Source organism: Bacillus sp. BB51/4 (genome assembly GCF_008368845.1).
In the GTDB taxonomy this organism is placed as follows: Bacteria; Bacillota; Bacilli; order Bacillales; family Bacillaceae_G; genus Bacillus_A; species Bacillus_A wiedmannii.
The window spans coordinates 15,695-31,680 of sequence record NZ_QOSC01000001.1; the positions used below are offsets into that span (position 1 = coordinate 15,695).

21 protein-coding genes and 1 riboswitch are annotated in these 15,986 nt (G+C 36.5%); of the genes, 12 read left to right on the forward strand and 9 right to left on the reverse strand.

All coding sequences use genetic code 11. The features are described 5' to 3' along the window. The first annotated feature begins 16 nt into the window (after positions 1–16). From DN392_RS00090 to DN392_RS00105, 3 genes are all read left to right on the forward strand, one after another. Positions 17–691 carry an aspartate/glutamate racemase family protein gene (locus DN392_RS00090; protein WP_088321333.1) on the forward strand — a complete coding sequence of 225 codons (675 nt, stop codon included), beginning with the start codon at positions 17–19 and terminating at the stop codon, positions 689–691. Next, positions 688–1,212 (forward strand): hypothetical protein, encoded by a 525-nt coding sequence (locus DN392_RS00095; RefSeq protein WP_016085862.1) that lies wholly within the window; start codon positions 688–690, stop codon positions 1,210–1,212. Before DN392_RS00090 ends, DN392_RS00095 begins: the two co-directional genes overlap by 4 nt. 115 nt (positions 1,213–1,327) lie before the next feature. Further along, on the forward strand, positions 1,328–2,629 hold the full coding sequence (locus DN392_RS00105; RefSeq protein WP_088321332.1) for a PepSY-associated TM helix domain-containing protein: 1,302 nt from the start codon (positions 1,328–1,330) through the stop codon (positions 2,627–2,629). A gap of 37 nt (positions 2,630–2,666) precedes the next feature. Here DN392_RS00105 and DN392_RS00110 read toward each other — a convergent pair whose 3' ends face one another. The 3 genes from DN392_RS00110 to DN392_RS00120 are packed head-to-tail and all read right to left on the reverse strand — an operon-like array spanning position 2,667 to position 4,846. Further along, a complete protein-coding gene (locus tag DN392_RS00110; RefSeq protein ID WP_074651699.1) occupies positions 2,667–2,900 on the reverse strand; it encodes a hypothetical protein in 234 nt (77 codons plus the stop codon). A 40-nt stretch (positions 2,901–2,940) separates the two neighbouring features. After that, positions 2,941–4,005, reverse strand: coding sequence for a tetraprenyl-beta-curcumene synthase family protein (locus DN392_RS00115; RefSeq protein ID WP_064056582.1), 1,065 nt, complete (start codon positions 4,003–4,005; stop codon positions 2,941–2,943). A gap of 37 nt (positions 4,006–4,042) precedes the next feature. Further along, complete coding sequence (locus DN392_RS00120) at positions 4,043–4,846, reverse strand: alpha/beta hydrolase (RefSeq protein WP_000267435.1); 804 nt, start codon at positions 4,844–4,846, stop codon at positions 4,043–4,045. Between the two features lie 74 nt (positions 4,847–4,920). Between DN392_RS00120 and DN392_RS00125 the strand changes: the two genes are divergently transcribed. The 3 genes from DN392_RS00125 (at position 4,921) to DN392_RS00135 (ending at position 7,265) form a co-directional block, all read left to right on the forward strand. Beyond that, complete coding sequence (locus tag DN392_RS00125) at positions 4,921–5,433, forward strand: gamma carbonic anhydrase (protein WP_000640210.1); 513 nt, start codon at positions 4,921–4,923, stop codon at positions 5,431–5,433. 143 nt (positions 5,434–5,576) lie between these two features. After that, positions 5,577–6,110: a phosphatase PAP2 family protein gene (locus DN392_RS00130; protein WP_000868580.1), complete on the forward strand. Its 534-nt coding sequence runs from the start codon at positions 5,577–5,579 to the stop codon at positions 6,108–6,110. Positions 6,111–6,122: 12 nt separating this feature from the next. Further along, positions 6,123–7,265 carry a glycosyltransferase family 4 protein gene (locus DN392_RS00135; protein ID WP_088321331.1) on the forward strand — a complete coding sequence of 381 codons (1,143 nt, stop codon included), beginning with the start codon at positions 6,123–6,125 and terminating at the stop codon, positions 7,263–7,265. 279 nt (positions 7,266–7,544) lie between these two features. Here the strand turns inward: DN392_RS00135 and DN392_RS00140 are convergent, their stop codons facing one another. Further along, on the reverse strand, positions 7,545–8,147 hold the full coding sequence (locus DN392_RS00140; protein ID WP_064056584.1) for a molybdenum cofactor guanylyltransferase: 603 nt from the start codon (positions 8,145–8,147) through the stop codon (positions 7,545–7,547). Further along, complete coding sequence (locus tag DN392_RS00145) at positions 8,144–8,653, reverse strand: MogA/MoaB family molybdenum cofactor biosynthesis protein (RefSeq protein WP_000117133.1); 510 nt, start codon at positions 8,651–8,653, stop codon at positions 8,144–8,146. Before DN392_RS00145 ends, DN392_RS00140 begins: the two co-directional genes overlap by 4 nt. Positions 8,654–8,983: 330 nt before the next feature. Between DN392_RS00145 and DN392_RS00155 the strand changes: the two genes are divergently transcribed. Together DN392_RS00155 and DN392_RS00160 are read left to right on the forward strand one after the other, a co-directional pair. Continuing rightward, entirely contained in the window at positions 8,984–9,163 is a 180-nt protein-coding gene (locus DN392_RS00155) for a hypothetical protein (protein ID WP_048565806.1), read from the forward strand. A gap of 6 nt (positions 9,164–9,169) precedes the next feature. Continuing rightward, positions 9,170–9,349: a hypothetical protein gene (locus tag DN392_RS00160; protein ID WP_000486782.1), complete on the forward strand. Its 180-nt coding sequence runs from the start codon at positions 9,170–9,172 to the stop codon at positions 9,347–9,349. 41 nt (positions 9,350–9,390) lie between these two features. On the opposite strand, the gene metK is transcribed toward DN392_RS00160, so the two are convergent. Then, positions 9,391–10,590, reverse strand: coding sequence for a methionine adenosyltransferase (metK, locus tag DN392_RS00165; protein WP_000163113.1), 1,200 nt, complete (start codon positions 10,588–10,590; stop codon positions 9,391–9,393). A 169-nt stretch (positions 10,591–10,759) separates the two neighbouring features. After that, a riboswitch (SAM riboswitch) is annotated at positions 10,760–10,881 on the reverse strand. Positions 10,882–11,109: 228 nt separating this feature from the next. On the opposite strand from metK, the gene pckA reads away from it, so the two are divergent. Further along, on the forward strand, positions 11,110–12,696 hold the full coding sequence (pckA, locus tag DN392_RS00170) for a phosphoenolpyruvate carboxykinase (ATP) (RefSeq protein WP_000108819.1): 1,587 nt from the start codon (positions 11,110–11,112) through the stop codon (positions 12,694–12,696). Between the two features lie 273 nt (positions 12,697–12,969). After that, the gene (locus DN392_RS00175; protein WP_000788114.1) at positions 12,970–13,167 is read left to right on the forward strand and encodes a hypothetical protein; all 198 of its coding nucleotides are present in this window, start codon (positions 12,970–12,972) and stop codon (positions 13,165–13,167) included. Positions 13,168–13,282: 115 nt separating this feature from the next. Here DN392_RS00175 and DN392_RS00180 read toward each other — a convergent pair whose 3' ends face one another. Next, on the reverse strand, positions 13,283–13,666 hold the full coding sequence (locus tag DN392_RS00180; protein WP_000624934.1) for an ATP synthase subunit I: 384 nt from the start codon (positions 13,664–13,666) through the stop codon (positions 13,283–13,285). Between the two features lie 291 nt (positions 13,667–13,957). Here DN392_RS00180 and DN392_RS00185 point away from each other — a divergent pair, with 291 nt between their 5' ends. Continuing rightward, on the forward strand, positions 13,958–14,179 hold the full coding sequence (locus tag DN392_RS00185) for a hypothetical protein (protein ID WP_000639043.1): 222 nt from the start codon (positions 13,958–13,960) through the stop codon (positions 14,177–14,179). A 28-nt stretch (positions 14,180–14,207) separates the two neighbouring features. Here DN392_RS00185 and DN392_RS00190 read toward each other — a convergent pair whose 3' ends face one another. Further along, complete coding sequence (locus tag DN392_RS00190; RefSeq protein ID WP_001233582.1) at positions 14,208–15,113, reverse strand: DMT family transporter; 906 nt, start codon at positions 15,111–15,113, stop codon at positions 14,208–14,210. Positions 15,114–15,292: 179 nt separating this feature from the next. Then, positions 15,293–15,616 carry an iron-sulfur cluster biosynthesis family protein gene (locus DN392_RS00195; RefSeq protein WP_000289558.1) on the reverse strand — a complete coding sequence of 108 codons (324 nt, stop codon included), beginning with the start codon at positions 15,614–15,616 and terminating at the stop codon, positions 15,293–15,295. A 120-nt stretch (positions 15,617–15,736) separates the two neighbouring features. Between DN392_RS00195 and DN392_RS00200 the strand changes: the two genes are divergently transcribed. Beyond that, positions 15,737–15,925, forward strand: a complete 189-nt coding sequence (locus DN392_RS00200) for a hypothetical protein (RefSeq protein ID WP_064056586.1) — start codon at positions 15,737–15,739, stop codon at positions 15,923–15,925. The last annotated feature ends 61 nt before the right edge of the window (positions 15,926–15,986 follow it).

A 15,986-nucleotide genomic window follows, 5' to 3' on the forward strand; every position in this document is an offset into this window, starting at 1 on the left:
TAAAGGAGACGAAGCAATGATCGGAATACTAGCAGGAATGGGGCCAAAATCAACTGGACCATTCGTCGATACAGTTGTAGCAAGGTGCCAAACAATATACGGAGCAAAACATGATATGGACTTTCCTCATATGATGATTTATTCGTGTCCAACACCGTTTTATATGGATCGCCCTATTGATCACGAAGCAATGAAAAAAGCAATTATTGAAGGGGCACAAAAACCTGAAAGTACTGGCGTAAGCTTTATCGCTATGCCGTGCAATACAGCGCATCTTTATTTTGAGGAATTACAACGTTCTATTTCTATTCCTATTTTGAATATAGTCGACGAGACGTTACAAGCTATTCCTGAAACTGCAAAAAAAGTCGCTCTTCTCGCAACGGAAGCGACTGTTCAAGCTGGAATTTATCAAGACGGGATTGCAAAACGGAATATAGGATACATTCATCATGAAAAATGGCAGGAAATGATTAATCACATTATTACTTATATTAAAAACGGAGAAGTTGAAGTAGCTCGCCAATTATGGAGTGCGCTCGTTGTACAGTTGAAAGATGAAGTAGATACCGCAATTATTGCATGTACCGATTTGAATGTGGTGGCGAGTGAGGATTTTGTTGATTCCTCTCAATGTCTTGCTGAAGCGGTTGTTAGAATGTATGTAGAAAATATAAGGAGGTCCCAATGAATATACCTTTTGAAATGGGATACACATTTGACGAAAACCTTAGAGAAGAACCTTTATCCCTTGCTGAAATGAAGCAAGGGATTGTGTTTTTGAAAGAGCATTTACAGGAAGGATCGTTATATGGAAAAAACTGCGGATTAATCGGTGTTTATGAACGAATCGCTGGCAACCTTCCTGAAAGTAAGTATTACTTACAGGAAGCAATTGCATATTATACAAATTTAAATAATAAAGAAGGACTCTTTGTTAACAAACTACGTCTCGCACACACATACCATTGGGAACAAAATTTCCATACGGCAAATACACTATTTACCGAACTTCAACATATGTTGCCGAACGTTCCTACTTATAAAGACTTCTTCTACCAACATTACGGAAAAAGTAAATTAGATGAGGGTGACTTCCACACCGCCCTTACTTATTTTCAAAAGGCACTTCAAATTAGGCTACAAAAAGGAAATGAAGAGCTAATTCATTCAACTAAGCTTTGCATTGCGTATTGTATGTCTCGCCGATAAAATCTTCCCTAAAAACTTTTAACTTTCTTCACAATTCTTTCAAAGTAATCACACTTAATCTCGCTATATTAAATAAGTAGTTATTCATATAGGGAAGGTTAGGGGAACTGAAAGTATGAAAGTAAATCGTTCGCTTCATTACATTTTTTGGCGTTGGCATTTTTACGCTGGTCTTTTTATTACGCCGCTTCTTATTACTTTGTCACTGAGCGGAATTGGGTATTTATTTCGAGAAGAAGTTGAAGATTTCATCTATAAAGATTTATATTTTGGGAAGAGCGCCCAAACAGAATCTATTTCGATGTCTGATTCGCTTTCCTTAACAGAGAAAAAGTATCCACACTATAGTGTGGCGAAAATTAGTGAGTTTAATGGGGATTATAATACGAGACTTACGATTGCAAATGAATATACTGGGCAACAAAAATATGTGTATTTAGATAGCAATAATCAAATTGTTGGGGATCAAAACGCAAGTGAAACGTTTGCGAATATAATGAGGGAATTACATAGTTCTCTTTTAGTTGGTGGTACTGTCGTTAACTATATTGTAGAACTTGCGGCGTGCTGGACAATCTTTTTAATTGTAACCGGATTGTATATGAGTATACGCCAGTTCAAAAACACATCAGCATCCAATAAACGAGAAAAGGCAAAACGACGTCATTCTATTATCGGTATTATATTTACAATTCCTCTCATTTTGTTAGTCGCATCTGGATTGCCGTGGTCAGGGTTTATGGGTAACCAAATTTATAAAATCGCATCGTCGAATGAATCGCTCGGGTATCCGAAATTGTATATGGCACCGCCTGAATCAAAGGTAAAAGAATTGCCGTGGGCAACAAGAAAGGAAGCTCCTCCTGAATCAAATTCAAATGAGCCAAAAGCAATTTCAGTTGATACATTACAAAAAGGAATTGAAATACAGAAGCCATATGTAATCTCACTACCGGCTGATCCGAAAGGTGTATTCACCGTTTCGAAATCGAGCGGTTCTGGTATTACGGGTATGGATGTGGCACCAAATGAAGAAATAACAGCTTATTTTGATCAATATAGCGGTGAACTCATTTCAAAAACGGACTATCGTGATTATGGATTATTTGCACAATGGTTCACTTACGGTATCCCGCTTCATGAAGGTCATTTATTCGGATGGCCAAATAAAATATTATGCTTACTAACGACATTATCTTTATTACTTCTCATTTATTACGGAATAAAAATGTGGTTAGCAAGAAAGCCGAAAGGAAAATTAGCAGCACCTCCAAAACAAAGAGATAAGAAAAGTATATTTGTTTTCTTTATCATGATGGTTATACTAGGCGCTGTCATGCCTTTATTCGGACTATCTGTGTTAGTTATTTTTGCGATTGAACTTCTTATATATGTATTTTCAAAAATACGGTCATAATGAAAAAGCATTTGTACTCCCGTGTACAAATGCTTTTTTATTTACTATTTTCTTTTTTTCTACCACTTATTAAAAAGACAATATCTACTATAATAATCAATGCAATGATAACTTGAGCTACATAATCCATCGTTGTCGGACCGCCAGCTTTATTCATCATCATATACATTCCAGTTATAAATGAAATGGAAAGTAGCACGAGTAATGTTACTTCAATATTGTCATATAGCTTTTGAAACAATCGCTTCATTTCCATCACCACCTTTACCATATTATAACAAAAAACCACTCTACATGAGTGGTTTTCTTCATCACTGCGCCATTTTCTTTCGGTACATCTTCCCGTTCCAATAGAAGAATCGTGAAGTGAGGCCTCCGTATTTTACAATGCGCCGTGCCATTTTGTTCATATTCTTTTGCGCTGATACTTTTTGGTCTGATAAGTAAATACCAAGTAACCCTCGGCTTATGAGACGATGAAACTTCGCATGAGGCAAATCACCAATGCTCTTCTCTGCTTCTTCTACAAAATGTTTCATACGATCTAATATAGCTTGCTCATTTTCATAATAACTACAGAAATTCAAATCTCCGCCTATACGGTCTTCTTCTTGATCGATGAAATAATCAAGTAAAATGTGAAGTCCTTGTACGTAAGGGAAATATCCTTGTCTAATTTTCGCAATATCTTCATCATGTAATTCATCATGAAAGGCATATGCTACAAGACAGAAGATTCCAAGCGTAGAACCAGCACATGCTGAAAATTCGAACCAACTCATCTCTGGTAATTTTTCTTTATGTGCTTCAAACCATGTTTGTAAGCGTGGTTCTCTTTCTTCTAACTTCACGTGTTTATGAATTTGCAAATCACAATAATAACAAGCAAGTTCATGAAGAACAGGAGCAATTTTGTCATAGTGCTTCGTTTTCTTTAAAACATCTTGGCATGTTTCAACAAGTTCATCTAAATAGCCACCATCATCTTGATCATCACGATAACGATAATAATTACCGCCACCTTCTACTTCAGGTGATAAAGCCATTAACATGGACTCATGCAGCGCGGCAAAATCATTTGGATCAAGTGATGTACTGCGATCACATAAGTTATCTAAATAATCGCTAATCGTTTGATACGCTACGATAAAACGAATACATTCCTCTCGGTGTTCATTTGCTAATAGCGCTAAAATGCCACCGCCCTCGCAATGAAACGTTTTATTCTCAATACTTGCGATTGCCTGACTATGAAGCTCGTCATTCGGAATATGGTAGGCACGCTCTTTCCACATCGCTAGCTCATGGTGTACAACCGGAAACACATCACGGTATACTTTCGCCATGAGCGTTATGGGATTACTCGGTACGTTCACTTCTTCCTTCATCTCCTCTATTCAATGTACAAATAATTTACTTATTTGTTTCTATTATGTTATTGATGTGTATTTCAGTAAATGACTGAATATAATTCAAAATTTCATCACGCTCATACTCATTTAATAACTCATGATAACAATTCGGCCATTCTTTAAAAGCCTTATCACTTATTTTAACATTATCAAACCAAGTACGGACACGTATTTTATCTACAAGTTTATCCTCACAAGCTTGCATTAGCAAGAGTGGAACGTCTGGAAAATCGCCTATTTTTTTATGCGCAATTTCGATAGACTTAATCAATTCACTATACCAACGTACTGATACTTTGCGCAAGAACAATGAATCATTCTCCATCGCATCCCGAACTTCATGATTACGAGTTGACATTTCTACTGTAAGATTCGTTGCAAATTGCAATTTTGGAGCAATAACATTTAATATTTTTGAGACAGCTTGAAGCGGTGCAGAAGGTCCAGTCACTACCCCTAAGCAGGGTGAACTTAAAATAATGCCGTCTACATCTTCTCTCTTCGTTTCTTGCATCATACGAATGACAATAAGACCACCCATACTATGACCAAATAGAAAGATAGGTAACCTATACTTTCTTGCCTCTTTCACCCATAATTTAACTTCCTCTATGTATTCATCAAATGAATCAATATGTCCTCTATTTCTTGAAGTCGTTCCATGTGACGGAAGGTCCCCCATCACGACGTGGTAGCCGATATGATTCCACATTTCCGCAACGGCTTCATAACGTCCGTGATATTCCATTGCGCCGTGCACGATAACAACGACAGCTTTCGCTTCCTCTGCTTCATAATTCCACATACGGCTCTCCTCCATTTCACTCTTTCTCATAATTTGATACACTAAAACTAGTCTCTAGGAAAGGAAGGCTTTACATGATATATCCTTACAAAGAAAAAAATCCGAAAATTGCGAGTAGTGCTTTTATCGCTGACTACGTAACCATTACAGGTGATGTGACAATTGGCGAAGAAGCAAGTATTTGGTTTAATACAGTCATACGCGGCGATGTATCACCAACAATCATCGGAGACCGAGTAAATGTACAGGACCAATGTACACTTCACCAAAGCCCACAGTACCCTCTTATTTTAGAAGATGATGTGACAGTTGGGCATCAAGTTATTTTACATAGCTGCCATATAAAAAAGGATGCTTTAATTGGAATGGGCTCTATTATATTGGATGGTGCTGAAATTGGCGAAGGAGCCTTTATCGGTGCTGGAAGCCTCGTTTCACAAGGAAAGAAAATTCCACCAAACACGTTAGCATTCGGTCGCCCAGCTAAAGTCGTTCGTGAGTTAACAGAGGAAGACCGTAAAGACATGGAGCGAATTCGCACACAATATGTTGAAAAAGGTCAATATTATAAATCACTACAAAAGTGATTTTACCGCTGCCATAATACTGGCAGCTTTTTTATAAAAAAACTAACTTTTTCTTTACAAAACATTATTACTCCCTCAATAAAATCTTATTAAAATAAAAGCTAATATCTCCATATATATGTAAACGAGGGAGGAGAATTTTCATGAAGGTCAGTGGACTGTATAAAATAGAATGTTACATTTTCAAAGGAATTAACCGATACTTTGATCAAAAAACGTTAAATATCTTTTTCAGCAATATTACTCATATCGGTGGCGCGACTTTCTCCATTGCACTCACACTGTTCTTTTTAATTTTCGCAAAGGGAACTTTGCACCAAGCTGCAATCGCAACTGCTATTTCGTTAGCAATTAGCCATATTCCTGTGCAAATATTAAAAAGATGGTATCCGCGAAAACGTCCTTATTTAACAATTCAGGATGCAAAATATCCAGTCCATCCATTAAAAGACCACTCTTTCCCGTCTGGTCATACAACAGCCGTTTTCTCTGTCTTTATTCCATTTATTTGCTATAATCCAAACTTATTTGTTTTTCTATTACCGTTAGCATTATGCGTTGGTATTTCTCGCATTTATTTAGGGCTTCACTATCCGTCTGATGTATTCGTCGGTATGTGCCTCGGCACTTGCTCTGGCATCATCTCTTTTTATCAATTCATCCCACTTTTCACATAAAGGAGTGATATGATGAGAGTCGCCATTTTTACCGATACTTTTACGCCACAAGTCAACGGGGTTGCGAAAACATTAGAACGATTAACACGTTACTTTCAGAAAGAAAAGATCGCCTATTCTGTTTTCGCCCCTCAGCATACAGCTGAAGATAATTTCGTAGCGAATGTGAATAAGATGAGAAGTATCCCGTTAACAATATTATATCCAGAATGTCGTTTTTCTTTTCCTACTCCGCGCATTAAACGTGAACTTCTTTCCTTTCAACCTGACATTATTCACATTGCCACACCTTTCAACATGGGACTTTGTGGATTGTATTATGCAAAAAAGTTAAACATCCCAGTTGTCGGTTCTTATCATACTGATTTCGATGCTTATTTACGCTACTACAAAATTGAATTTCTCTCTAATATGCTTTGGAACTATTTAAATTGGTTTCATAGTCATATGCAAAAAAATTTCGTTCCATCCCCTGAAACATTACATCAATTAAAAAATAAAGGCTTTCAGGCCCTCTCTATTTGGGGACGGGGTGTAGATTGCACACTCTTTCATCCAACTTACAATACAGACCTATTCCGAAAAAAATATAATATTACAGCGAAGTATGTCCTTTCCTATGTTGGACGAATTGCTCCTGAAAAAGATATTGATACGTTGCAAAATCTTATCGTTAAATTAGCACATACTCGAAACGATATTCATTGGCTTATAGCAGGAGACGGTCCCCTAGCAACAAGTCTTCGTGAAGCTGTTCCGAAAACAAATGTCACGTTTACTGGATATTTACAAGGCGAGGATTTAGCTGAAGCATATGCTTGTTCTAACATCATGGTATTTCCATCAGCTACTGAAACATTCGGAAATGTTGTACTTGAATCACTTGCATGCGGCACACCTGTCATTGGTGCAAATAGTGGCGGGGTTAAAAACATCATTACAGATGGAAAAACGGGAGTTCTTTGTCCGCCCAAAAATGATGATTCATTTCTATCATCCATTTATTCTTTATTGCAAAATGAAGAAAAACTTGAGCAGATGGGAATAGCAGCTTCATCTTATGCGAAATCAAAAAGCTGGGATGAGATCTTTCGTGGCTTACTTAACCAATATGAAGAAGTCCTTCAGCATAACGCATCAGAGTTGCTTGCTTAAATAGAAAAACTCCCTTCAAAACGAAGGGAGTTTATTACACAGTTGTAAAATTTACTTAAATGAATGATACACAAGGTTAAATATCATATTATTTCTATATTCATTATAGCAAAAACAAACATAAACAAACAGACTTGTAATAAAAACCCATAAAAATTAATATATGGTTATACACTATTTTAACTGTATGATGATTTTAAGAATTCCCCTTAAAATCAACTTACTCACATACCTTTATACAGGAATTGTTCCCCAATTTCTGTATATCAAAAAAACCTTTCATTCATTTGAAAGGTCTTTTTGAGCCTGCACATATTCTTCTTTCGTATTTACATTTATAAACCAATCCGCATTCGCTTGTACATCTTCACCAGCAACATATTTCACATTGCATTGTGATAAAAGTTGGCCCATACTTCTTTTTTCTTCTTGAAGCAAAGCATAAATCTTTTCTTTCACACGGTTATGATATGCTGCAAGTAACGGTTGTTTTCTTCCATTAATAATAGGTACAACCGCATCATATTCATTGCTCGTTTGCTCTAATAAAATGGTAAACCATTCATGCGAAACATTTGGCGCATCGCAAGGCATAATAGCATACCAGTCTGCTTCTATGTATTCCATTCCTGCTACAATCCCAGCAAGTGGTCCGTTTCCTTTATAGTGCGGAATATCTTCTATAACAGGAACTTGTACGAGTTGCTCTACTCGCTCTTTTATATCAGAATGACTAATGACTACAACCTCTTGGAGCGTCCTTGTCATCACTTTCAAAATATGCTCAATAAACGTACTCCCTTGCCAGCTCGCTAACGCTTTCGGCTCACCGAATCTACTCGACATACCGCCTGCTAATACAATTCCAGCCCATTTACTCATTGGCGATGCAGCTCAAATGTAATATGACCTAATTCCGGCAAAATTAATTTATTCATCGCAAGGCGAACTGCTCCGCTAGACCCTGGCATTGAAAAGACAACTTTGCGCCCAATTGTACCGCCAATTGCTCTACTTAACATAGCGCTGCTTCCGATATCTTCTAAATAACTAATCATACGGAACAACTCACCAAACCCGACAATTTCTTTATCTAATAGCGCTGATACCGCTTCAATCGTTACATCACGTTTCGTAATACCAGTACCGCCATTTGTTAATACAACATCTACGTCTTCCCGATGATAACCAGCTAACACTGCTTGCTGAATACTCTCTTTATCATCTTTTACAATTTCATAAGAGGTCACTGTATGCCCTGCCTCTTTTAACAATTCATGTAATAGTTGTCCACTCTTATCTGTCTCTTCCGTACGTGTATCGGAAATCGTCACGATTTTGCAGCGCACTTCTTTTGGCGCTTGTTTTTTATGTTCAGTTACGCTCATTTTTTATCTTTCCTTTCATTTTCTTGTAAAATTATGTATGAAGCAAAGAATTCAACATGATACAATATAAGTATATTTATCCATATAAAGGATCTTTACATGATTCAAAATATAAAACGATACGTACCCATTATACCATTCCTAATTATATTATCCCTTTTTCAATGTATCGCTTACGAATTCGATATTAACTTTTTAAAATTGCATGTACTTTTGCCTGATGGTGGTATTCGTTACTATTTGACTAGCACATTAATTCCTCTCACACTTGCCTATATAATAGATTTTATTTTTAAACGTTCTATCTCTAAATAAGGAGGTCTACATATTATGGAACTTTATAAAAAATTAACAACAACATTTATCCTCTTATTTGTCGCTTCAATCACTGTCGGCTTTTCCTTAAAAAGCGCAATCCAATACGCTACATTAGTAAGTATTATATTCGCAACACTATTTTTACTCAGCAGTGCCTTTTGCGCGGGTAAAGCACGTCAAATGAAAGGTTGATTACATATGTTCCAGAAGAAACCAATCCTTTGTAAATCATGTGAAAAAGAAATACAAACGTATGAAAAAGCATGGATTCATATGCCCTTTCCAGCAAGTGGTATGACTAATATGAAAAAGTATATTGAGCTAGACGGCGAAGTGTATTGTAGCTCATGCATTCAAATTAGAAGTAAAACAAAATAAAAAAAGCTTTGCGCTCACCGCGCAAAGCTTTTTTTCATATATTATAGACCAGCTTGCTCTTTTAAAGCTGCAGCTTTGTCTGTACGTTCCCATGTTAGGTCTACATCAGTACGTCCGAAGTGGCCGTAAGCTGCTGTTTGTTTGTAAATTGGGCGACGTAAGTCTAGCATTTTAATAATACCAGCTGGGCGAAGATCGAAGTTGTTACGAACTAGTTCTACTAGTACGTCTTCAGATACTTTACCAGTCCCGAATGTATCAACTGAAATTGATACTGGTTGTGCTACACCAATTGCGTATGCAAGTTGTACTTCTGCTTTGTCAGCAAGACCAGCTGCTACGATGTTTTTCGCAACATAACGAGCTGCATATGCTGCAGAACGGTCAACTTTCGTTGCATCTTTACCAGAGAATGCACCGCCACCGTGGCGAGCGTATCCACCGTAAGTATCAACGATGATTTTACGTCCTGTTAAACCAGCATCACCTTGTGGTCCACCAATTACGAAGCGGCCAGTTGGGTTAATGAAGAATTTCGTTTCTCCATCCATTAATTCTGCTGGAACTACAGCTTTAATTACATGCTCTTTTAAATCGCGATCGATTTCTTCCCATGTAACATCTGGATGATGCTGTGTAGAAATTACGATTGTATCTACACGTACAGGTTTACCATTTTCATCATACTCAACTGTAACTTGCGTTTTTCCATCCGGACGTAAGTATGATAATGTGTCATCTTTACGTACTTCAGTTAAACGGCGAGCTAATTTGTGAGCAAGCGAGATTGGAAGTGGCATTAATTCTTGTGTTTCATTACATGCGAAGCCAAACATTAAACCTTGGTCTCCCGCACCAATTGCCTCAATCTCAGCGTCAGTCATTAGACCTTCGCGTGCTTCTAGCGCTTGGTCAACACCCATAGCGATGTCAGCAGATTGCTCATCGATAGATGTTAAAACTGCACAAGTTTCTGCATCGAATCCGTATTTTGCGCGTGTGTAACCAATGCCTTGAATTGTTTCACGAACGATTTTTGGAATATCTACGTAAGTAGAAGTCGTAATTTCCCCCGCTACCAATACTAAACCAGTTGTTACAGTTGTTTCACAAGCTACACGTGCATTTGCGTCCTTTGATAAGATCGCATCTAAAATTGAATCAGAAATTTGGTCACAAATTTTATCTGGATGTCCTTCAGTTACAGACTCAGATGTGAACAGATGACGTTTTTTTGTCATGTGGTAAACCTCCCTACAGTAATTGTATATATTGTACGGAACTCATCCTTAATTTGCCACAAACTGCGACATACATTTATTCTCCCACACAAGCATACAGAAAAACCTTTCCTACTTTACATAGAGGAAAGGTTTAATTTGCTACTTGCATACTGCTTTTTGCCCTTTGCTCTTATCGTTCGAGACCGTTAGCCTCGCACAGGTTTTAGCACCTATTCACCTGTATTTACCACTACAAATGAGGTTGCTGGGCTTCATCGGGCCTGTCCCTCCGCCAGCTCGGGATAAGAGAGTATCCGTCCCAACCTATACTAAAGAAATGATATTCATTTGTCAATTAATATTCACATTTTCCTGAAAGTTTTTCTCAATACGCCTGGAATGAAATATTAATAAGGAAATAATACATTCACACAAACAAAAAGAAATAAATAGTATACATTATTTATATAATTGTGTTATACTCTTGTTGGGGATTACGAGAAATATTTCATTAAATGAAAAGGATGGTATATAAATATGAGTACTGTGAATGTCCAAATTGGTTTACACGAATTATTGAACGGAAGCAATGCACAGATTCAACTAAGTGTTCCGCAATTAGTGGAAAAAGTATTAATGCGAAATGAAGGGAAATTAACTTCTACTGGTGCCGTTTCTGCTTCAACAGGAAAATATACAGGACGTTCTCCTAAAGATAAATTTATTGTGAAAGAAGCATCGGTTGCTGACAAAATTGCTTGGGGAGCAGTGAATCAGCCGATCTCTGAAGAACATTTTAATAAATTATATACTAAAGTTTTAGAATACTTAAAAGAAAAAGAAGAGTTATTCGTCTTCAATGGATTTGCAGGCGCTGACCGCAATTACCGCCTACCAATTCAAGTTATTAACGAATATGCATGGCACAATTTATTTGTACATCAATTATTTATTCGTCCAACTGAAGAAGAATTAACAACTCATGAATCAGAGTTCACAATTGTTTCTGCACCGAATTTCAAAGCTGATCCAGCTGTTGACGGTACAAACTCTGAAGCATTCATTATGGTTTCATTCGAAAAACGTATCGTACTAATTGGTGGTACAGAATACGCTGGAGAAATGAAAAAATCAATCTTCTCTATTATGAACTTCTTACTACCTGAACAAGATATTCTTTCTATGCATTGCTCTGCAAACGTAGGTGAAGAAGGCGACGTAGCACTATTCTTCGGTTTATCTGGAACAGGTAAAACAACATTATCTGCTGATCCACACCGTAAATTAATCGGTGATGATGAGCATGGTTGGTCTGATAACGGTGTATTCAATATTGAAGGCGGTTGCTACGCAAAATGTGTAAACCTTTCTCACGAGAAAGAACCACAAATTTTCGATGCAATCAAATTTGGATCTGTTTTAGAAAACGTTATCATTAATAACCAAACGCGTATCGCAGACTATAACGATACTACTTTAACAGAAAATACTCGTGCTGCATACCCTATGCATGCGATCGACAATATCGTACTGCCAAGTGTTGCTGGACACCCAAATACAATCATTTTCTTAACTGCTGATGCATCTGGCGTATTGCCTCCAATCAGTAAGTTATCAAAAGAACAAGCTATGTATCATTTCTTAAGTGGTTACACTAGTAAACTAGCAGGAACAGAGCGCGGCGTTACATCTCCGCAAGCAACATTCTCAACTTGCTTCGGTTCACCATTCTTACCACTTGATGCATCTCGCTATGCTGAAATGCTTGGTGAAAAAATTGAGAAACACGATGCGAAAGTATTCTTAGTAAACACTGGCTGGACTGGTGGCGAATACGGCATTGGTAAACGTATGAACTTAGGTTACACTCGTGCAATGATTCAAGCAGCATTAAGCGGCGAACTTGCGAAAACTGAAACAGCTAAACATGACATCTTCGGTCTTGAAGTTCCACTTCACGTACCAGGTGTACCTGACGAAGTGTTAATGCCTGAACAAACTTGGGCTGATAAAGCTGCTTATAAAGAGAAAGCAATCGAACTTGCAAGCGAATTCAAAGAGAACTTCAAAAAGTTCGACAGCGTTTCTGAAGATATTATTAACTTAGGCGGTCCAATCGCTTAAGTACAAACTTTCTGTTGGAATAACCCTTTTACTCATATGAATAAGTGTCGTGTAACCGTAAAGTTTCGCGTACTCACCGACAAAACCCAATGCGGCTTAACGGTTATACACACTTACATAAAAAAGAAGCTTACGTTTTTAACGTAAGCTTCTTTCTATATCTTCTCTCTTCATCTGTGACTTAGTTCATGAAATTACAGAAAATTCATTTTATATTCATTCATTATTATTTTTTTATGATACAATTTACATATGCAGGAAAGGATGAGGCCTATGAAAAATTTTTCTCGTACAGGAAAAATTTTATTCAGTTACGGAGCGATCCAAATGTTTTGGGGACTTGTGATGCTTAATGTTAATTTATTTGAGCATACAAGTGAAACGATAAAATATATTATTCTAATTACCGGAATAATTTGTTGTATTATATCCACCTTTTTTAAAAAACATAAGAGTCATACTAATACGTGATTTCATGTTAGCTTATAGGAAGCAGAAACCTGTATTTTATGCAAAATTATGCTTCCTATTGTAACTACCCCTCGCCGGTCCCTCTATTCCATCTAAAAAGAGGCTTTTCATCTTTTTAGCTCTTTGTTAATTCTTCCTCATCTTTCATACTATAGTAGCCTAAATTCACAACGATTAAGAAATAACCACCCAGAATCCCTACTGCAAATGCCCACATAACCATGTGGTGCTCAATTTCGTACATAATAACAGCGCCCAAAATGGCAGCTGCAAAACGATTAAACATACCGAGCGTCGGTGCTTTCGTTTTCTTTACGATACTATCTCCAAGCTTCTCAATTCGTCTCCCTAAAAGCCAAACACAATACATACTTACGATAAGTCCAATTCCAGCACCTAGAAAATGAGCTGAAAACGGTGTTAACATCCAGCCTAGTAAAAGAAAACCTAGTAAATAATACGATTGAATTTTAAACGATCTTAATGACATACTAATCATGCTGTTCTCCTCTTCAGTAATTTTTATCTATCCAACAAAAGCTGTATAACTCATTTCTTTCGAGTTCATACTACTTAAAATTCATTTCACTCAAATTAAAAACAACATAAACAGTGTGTTTATGTTGTTTAAATGTTTTCAGGAAATAATATTATACAAGATTTCAAACATCATATTCTCATAATTTGTGACGTTTTTCCAAACATTTTTCGTCCATTTATGAAAAATGTGATATCAATTTCTGAACATACGGATATGATGTAATAAGTACACAAATAAAGGGGGCGTCTAATGATTTATTTTTTAATGGCTCTCATTCACCTCATTATCCCTGCACTTATTGGACTTTCATTGTATTGGTACACGAAAAATCATAGTATTTTCTACGCTGTCCTCGGTGTTCTTCTTCCAGGTATTATTCTTATCACACTCTTCCGTATTCCATTTTTAAACTTAATTCCACTTATTACTGCTATCTTATTTCTCGTCTTCTTACCAAAAATAAAAAAATAGGAAAGCAGATCATAGATGATCTGTTTTCCTATTTTGATATAGGTTCCCTCGCAGTAGAATGAATTTTTACTTTCTCCGATTTCACAAACCATAGACCGAAGAAAATAATAATTCCACCGATTATTTGTTGAAATGATACATATTCATTTGCCCATACAGCTGCAAATAAAACAGCTACAAGTGGCGTTATATACATATATACCATCGTATGTGATGCGCCAATTTTTTGAATACCAACATACCACATCACTAAACCAAATACTGTTACAAAGAAAATGGAATATAGTAAAGCGAATAGTGTCATTCCATGTGTAATGTGAAATGGCATTATAAATACATGTGGTCCACTTAACAATAAAAGCGGAATCGCGCCAACTAATGCTGACCATGCGGTAACACGTAGTGCTGAATATTTTTTAATTAATGGACCTGCTAAAACAGGATAAAGCCCCCAGCATATTGATGTAATAAGTCCAATTCCGTTACCATAAAAAGAACTAGCCAGCGAATGCCCTGCTATTAAAACTAATGCTGCCCCACCAAAAGCAATGATAGAGCCGATGACCTTTCTAGAAGAAAACTTTTCTTGTTTCAAAAAAATAGCAAATACAGTTGTAAAAATAGGTGAAATAGAAATGAGTAAAGAGGCATTTGTAGCGGACGTATATTTGACAGTTTCCATAAATAATGTTTGATACAGTACAATACCTACAACACTAACGATGATTAATCTAGGTATATCCTTTCGTTCCATATAAACCGACTTTTCAATAAAAAATGTAAGGAGTAACATAAGCGGTGCCGCCGATATCATCCGAAGTGCAGTAAACTCAATTGCTGTAAATTCTAAAAGTCCATATTTAGCAATCGTAAAATTAATCCCCCAAATAATAACGACACTTAAAATTAATAACTCCATCCCCCATTTTCTCATGCGTATCCCCTCCGCAAATAAAATTATACAGAAAATTCAATCACATGTACATTTCATTATGTGAAAAAATCTTTGTATTGTATGGAGAGGTTTTCTTTGTTTAGTACATGAAATTATATCAGCGACTTAGACAATAAAAAAAGATGGTCCAAAAACATTTTGGAACCACCTTTTCTTTCTTATACTCGAACGTGTAACTTCATATTTGGATTATAAAATTGGCTTGGGCTCTTCAGCTGAAAAGTTCCTCCAACTTCATGCCAATCAACTGTTAACTTATCATCCATAAATACAAGCTTTGTGCGATCTGCGATAAAATTCATTACGCTAGATTCGATATCCACATCGCGCTCATCTTTTTCTGCTACAGCTACTAAATCGATAATTCCGCTCATGACACAACCACAACCCTCATTATCGTAAAATAACTTTATATATTTCGTTTCATCCGGAATCATATCCATAATCTTTTTATATGCGGCTTCTGTTACAGTAACGTACATATGTTAATGCTCATCCTTTCTCGTATCATTCATATATTGTACCACTATTTTTCTAAAACATTGTATACAGAAAATTAAGACTAATATACAATATATGTCATAAAGGAGGTTGTATCACTTATGTTCAAATTACTGCGATACCCCATCTTCTTAGGGCTACTCGGTAGCTTTTTTATTTCTAGCGGAATGGTATTACAACATATACTTCCCTATTCTCCTTCTATTGGCTGGATTTCTTTTAAGCAGGAAAAACAAGCATGTCACTCATCGTTAAATCTAGCACATTTCTCCCCTATTTTTGAAATCTAGACATACAATACAATCGAACACACAAAAATATAAAATTCATACTATGTATATAGTGGTTCTA

Coding starts and splice junctions, on each gene's coding strand:
- DN392_RS00160 (WP_000486782.1), top strand. CDS start 9,170: ATGTTCCAGAAGAAACCAATCCTTTGTAAATCATGTGAAAAAGAAATA.
- DN392_RS00090 (WP_088321333.1), top strand. CDS start 17: ATGATCGGAATACTAGCAGGAATGGGGCCAAAATCAACTGGACCATTC.
- DN392_RS00125 (WP_000640210.1), top strand. CDS start 4,921: ATGATATATCCTTACAAAGAAAAAAATCCGAAAATTGCGAGTAGTGCT.
- metK (WP_000163113.1), bottom strand. CDS start 10,590: ATGACAAAAAAACGTCATCTGTTCACATCTGAGTCTGTAACTGAAGGA.
- DN392_RS00110 (WP_074651699.1), bottom strand. CDS start 2,900: ATGGTAAAGGTGGTGATGGAAATGAAGCGATTGTTTCAAAAGCTATAT.
- DN392_RS00130 (WP_000868580.1), top strand. CDS start 5,577: ATGAAGGTCAGTGGACTGTATAAAATAGAATGTTACATTTTCAAAGGA.
- DN392_RS00140 (WP_064056584.1), bottom strand. CDS start 8,147: ATGAGTAAATGGGCTGGAATTGTATTAGCAGGCGGTATGTCGAGTAGA.
- DN392_RS00135 (WP_088321331.1), top strand. CDS start 6,123: ATGAGAGTCGCCATTTTTACCGATACTTTTACGCCACAAGTCAACGGG.
- DN392_RS00120 (WP_000267435.1), bottom strand. CDS start 4,846: ATGTGGAATTATGAAGCAGAGGAAGCGAAAGCTGTCGTTGTTATCGTG.
- DN392_RS00190 (WP_001233582.1), bottom strand. CDS start 15,113: ATGAGAAAATGGGGGATGGAGTTATTAATTTTAAGTGTCGTTATTATT.
- DN392_RS00155 (WP_048565806.1), top strand. CDS start 8,984: ATGGAACTTTATAAAAAATTAACAACAACATTTATCCTCTTATTTGTC.
- DN392_RS00105 (WP_088321332.1), top strand. CDS start 1,328: ATGAAAGTAAATCGTTCGCTTCATTACATTTTTTGGCGTTGGCATTTT.
- DN392_RS00185 (WP_000639043.1), top strand. CDS start 13,958: ATGATTTATTTTTTAATGGCTCTCATTCACCTCATTATCCCTGCACTT.
- DN392_RS00145 (WP_000117133.1), bottom strand. CDS start 8,653: ATGAGCGTAACTGAACATAAAAAACAAGCGCCAAAAGAAGTGCGCTGC.
- DN392_RS00195 (WP_000289558.1), bottom strand. CDS start 15,616: ATGTACGTTACTGTAACAGAAGCCGCATATAAAAAGATTATGGATATG.
- DN392_RS00175 (WP_000788114.1), top strand. CDS start 12,970: ATGAAAAATTTTTCTCGTACAGGAAAAATTTTATTCAGTTACGGAGCG.
- pckA (WP_000108819.1), top strand. CDS start 11,110: ATGAGTACTGTGAATGTCCAAATTGGTTTACACGAATTATTGAACGGA.
- DN392_RS00200 (WP_064056586.1), top strand. CDS start 15,737: ATGTTCAAATTACTGCGATACCCCATCTTCTTAGGGCTACTCGGTAGC.
- DN392_RS00180 (WP_000624934.1), bottom strand. CDS start 13,666: ATGATTAGTATGTCATTAAGATCGTTTAAAATTCAATCGTATTATTTA.
- DN392_RS00095 (WP_016085862.1), top strand. CDS start 688: ATGAATATACCTTTTGAAATGGGATACACATTTGACGAAAACCTTAGA.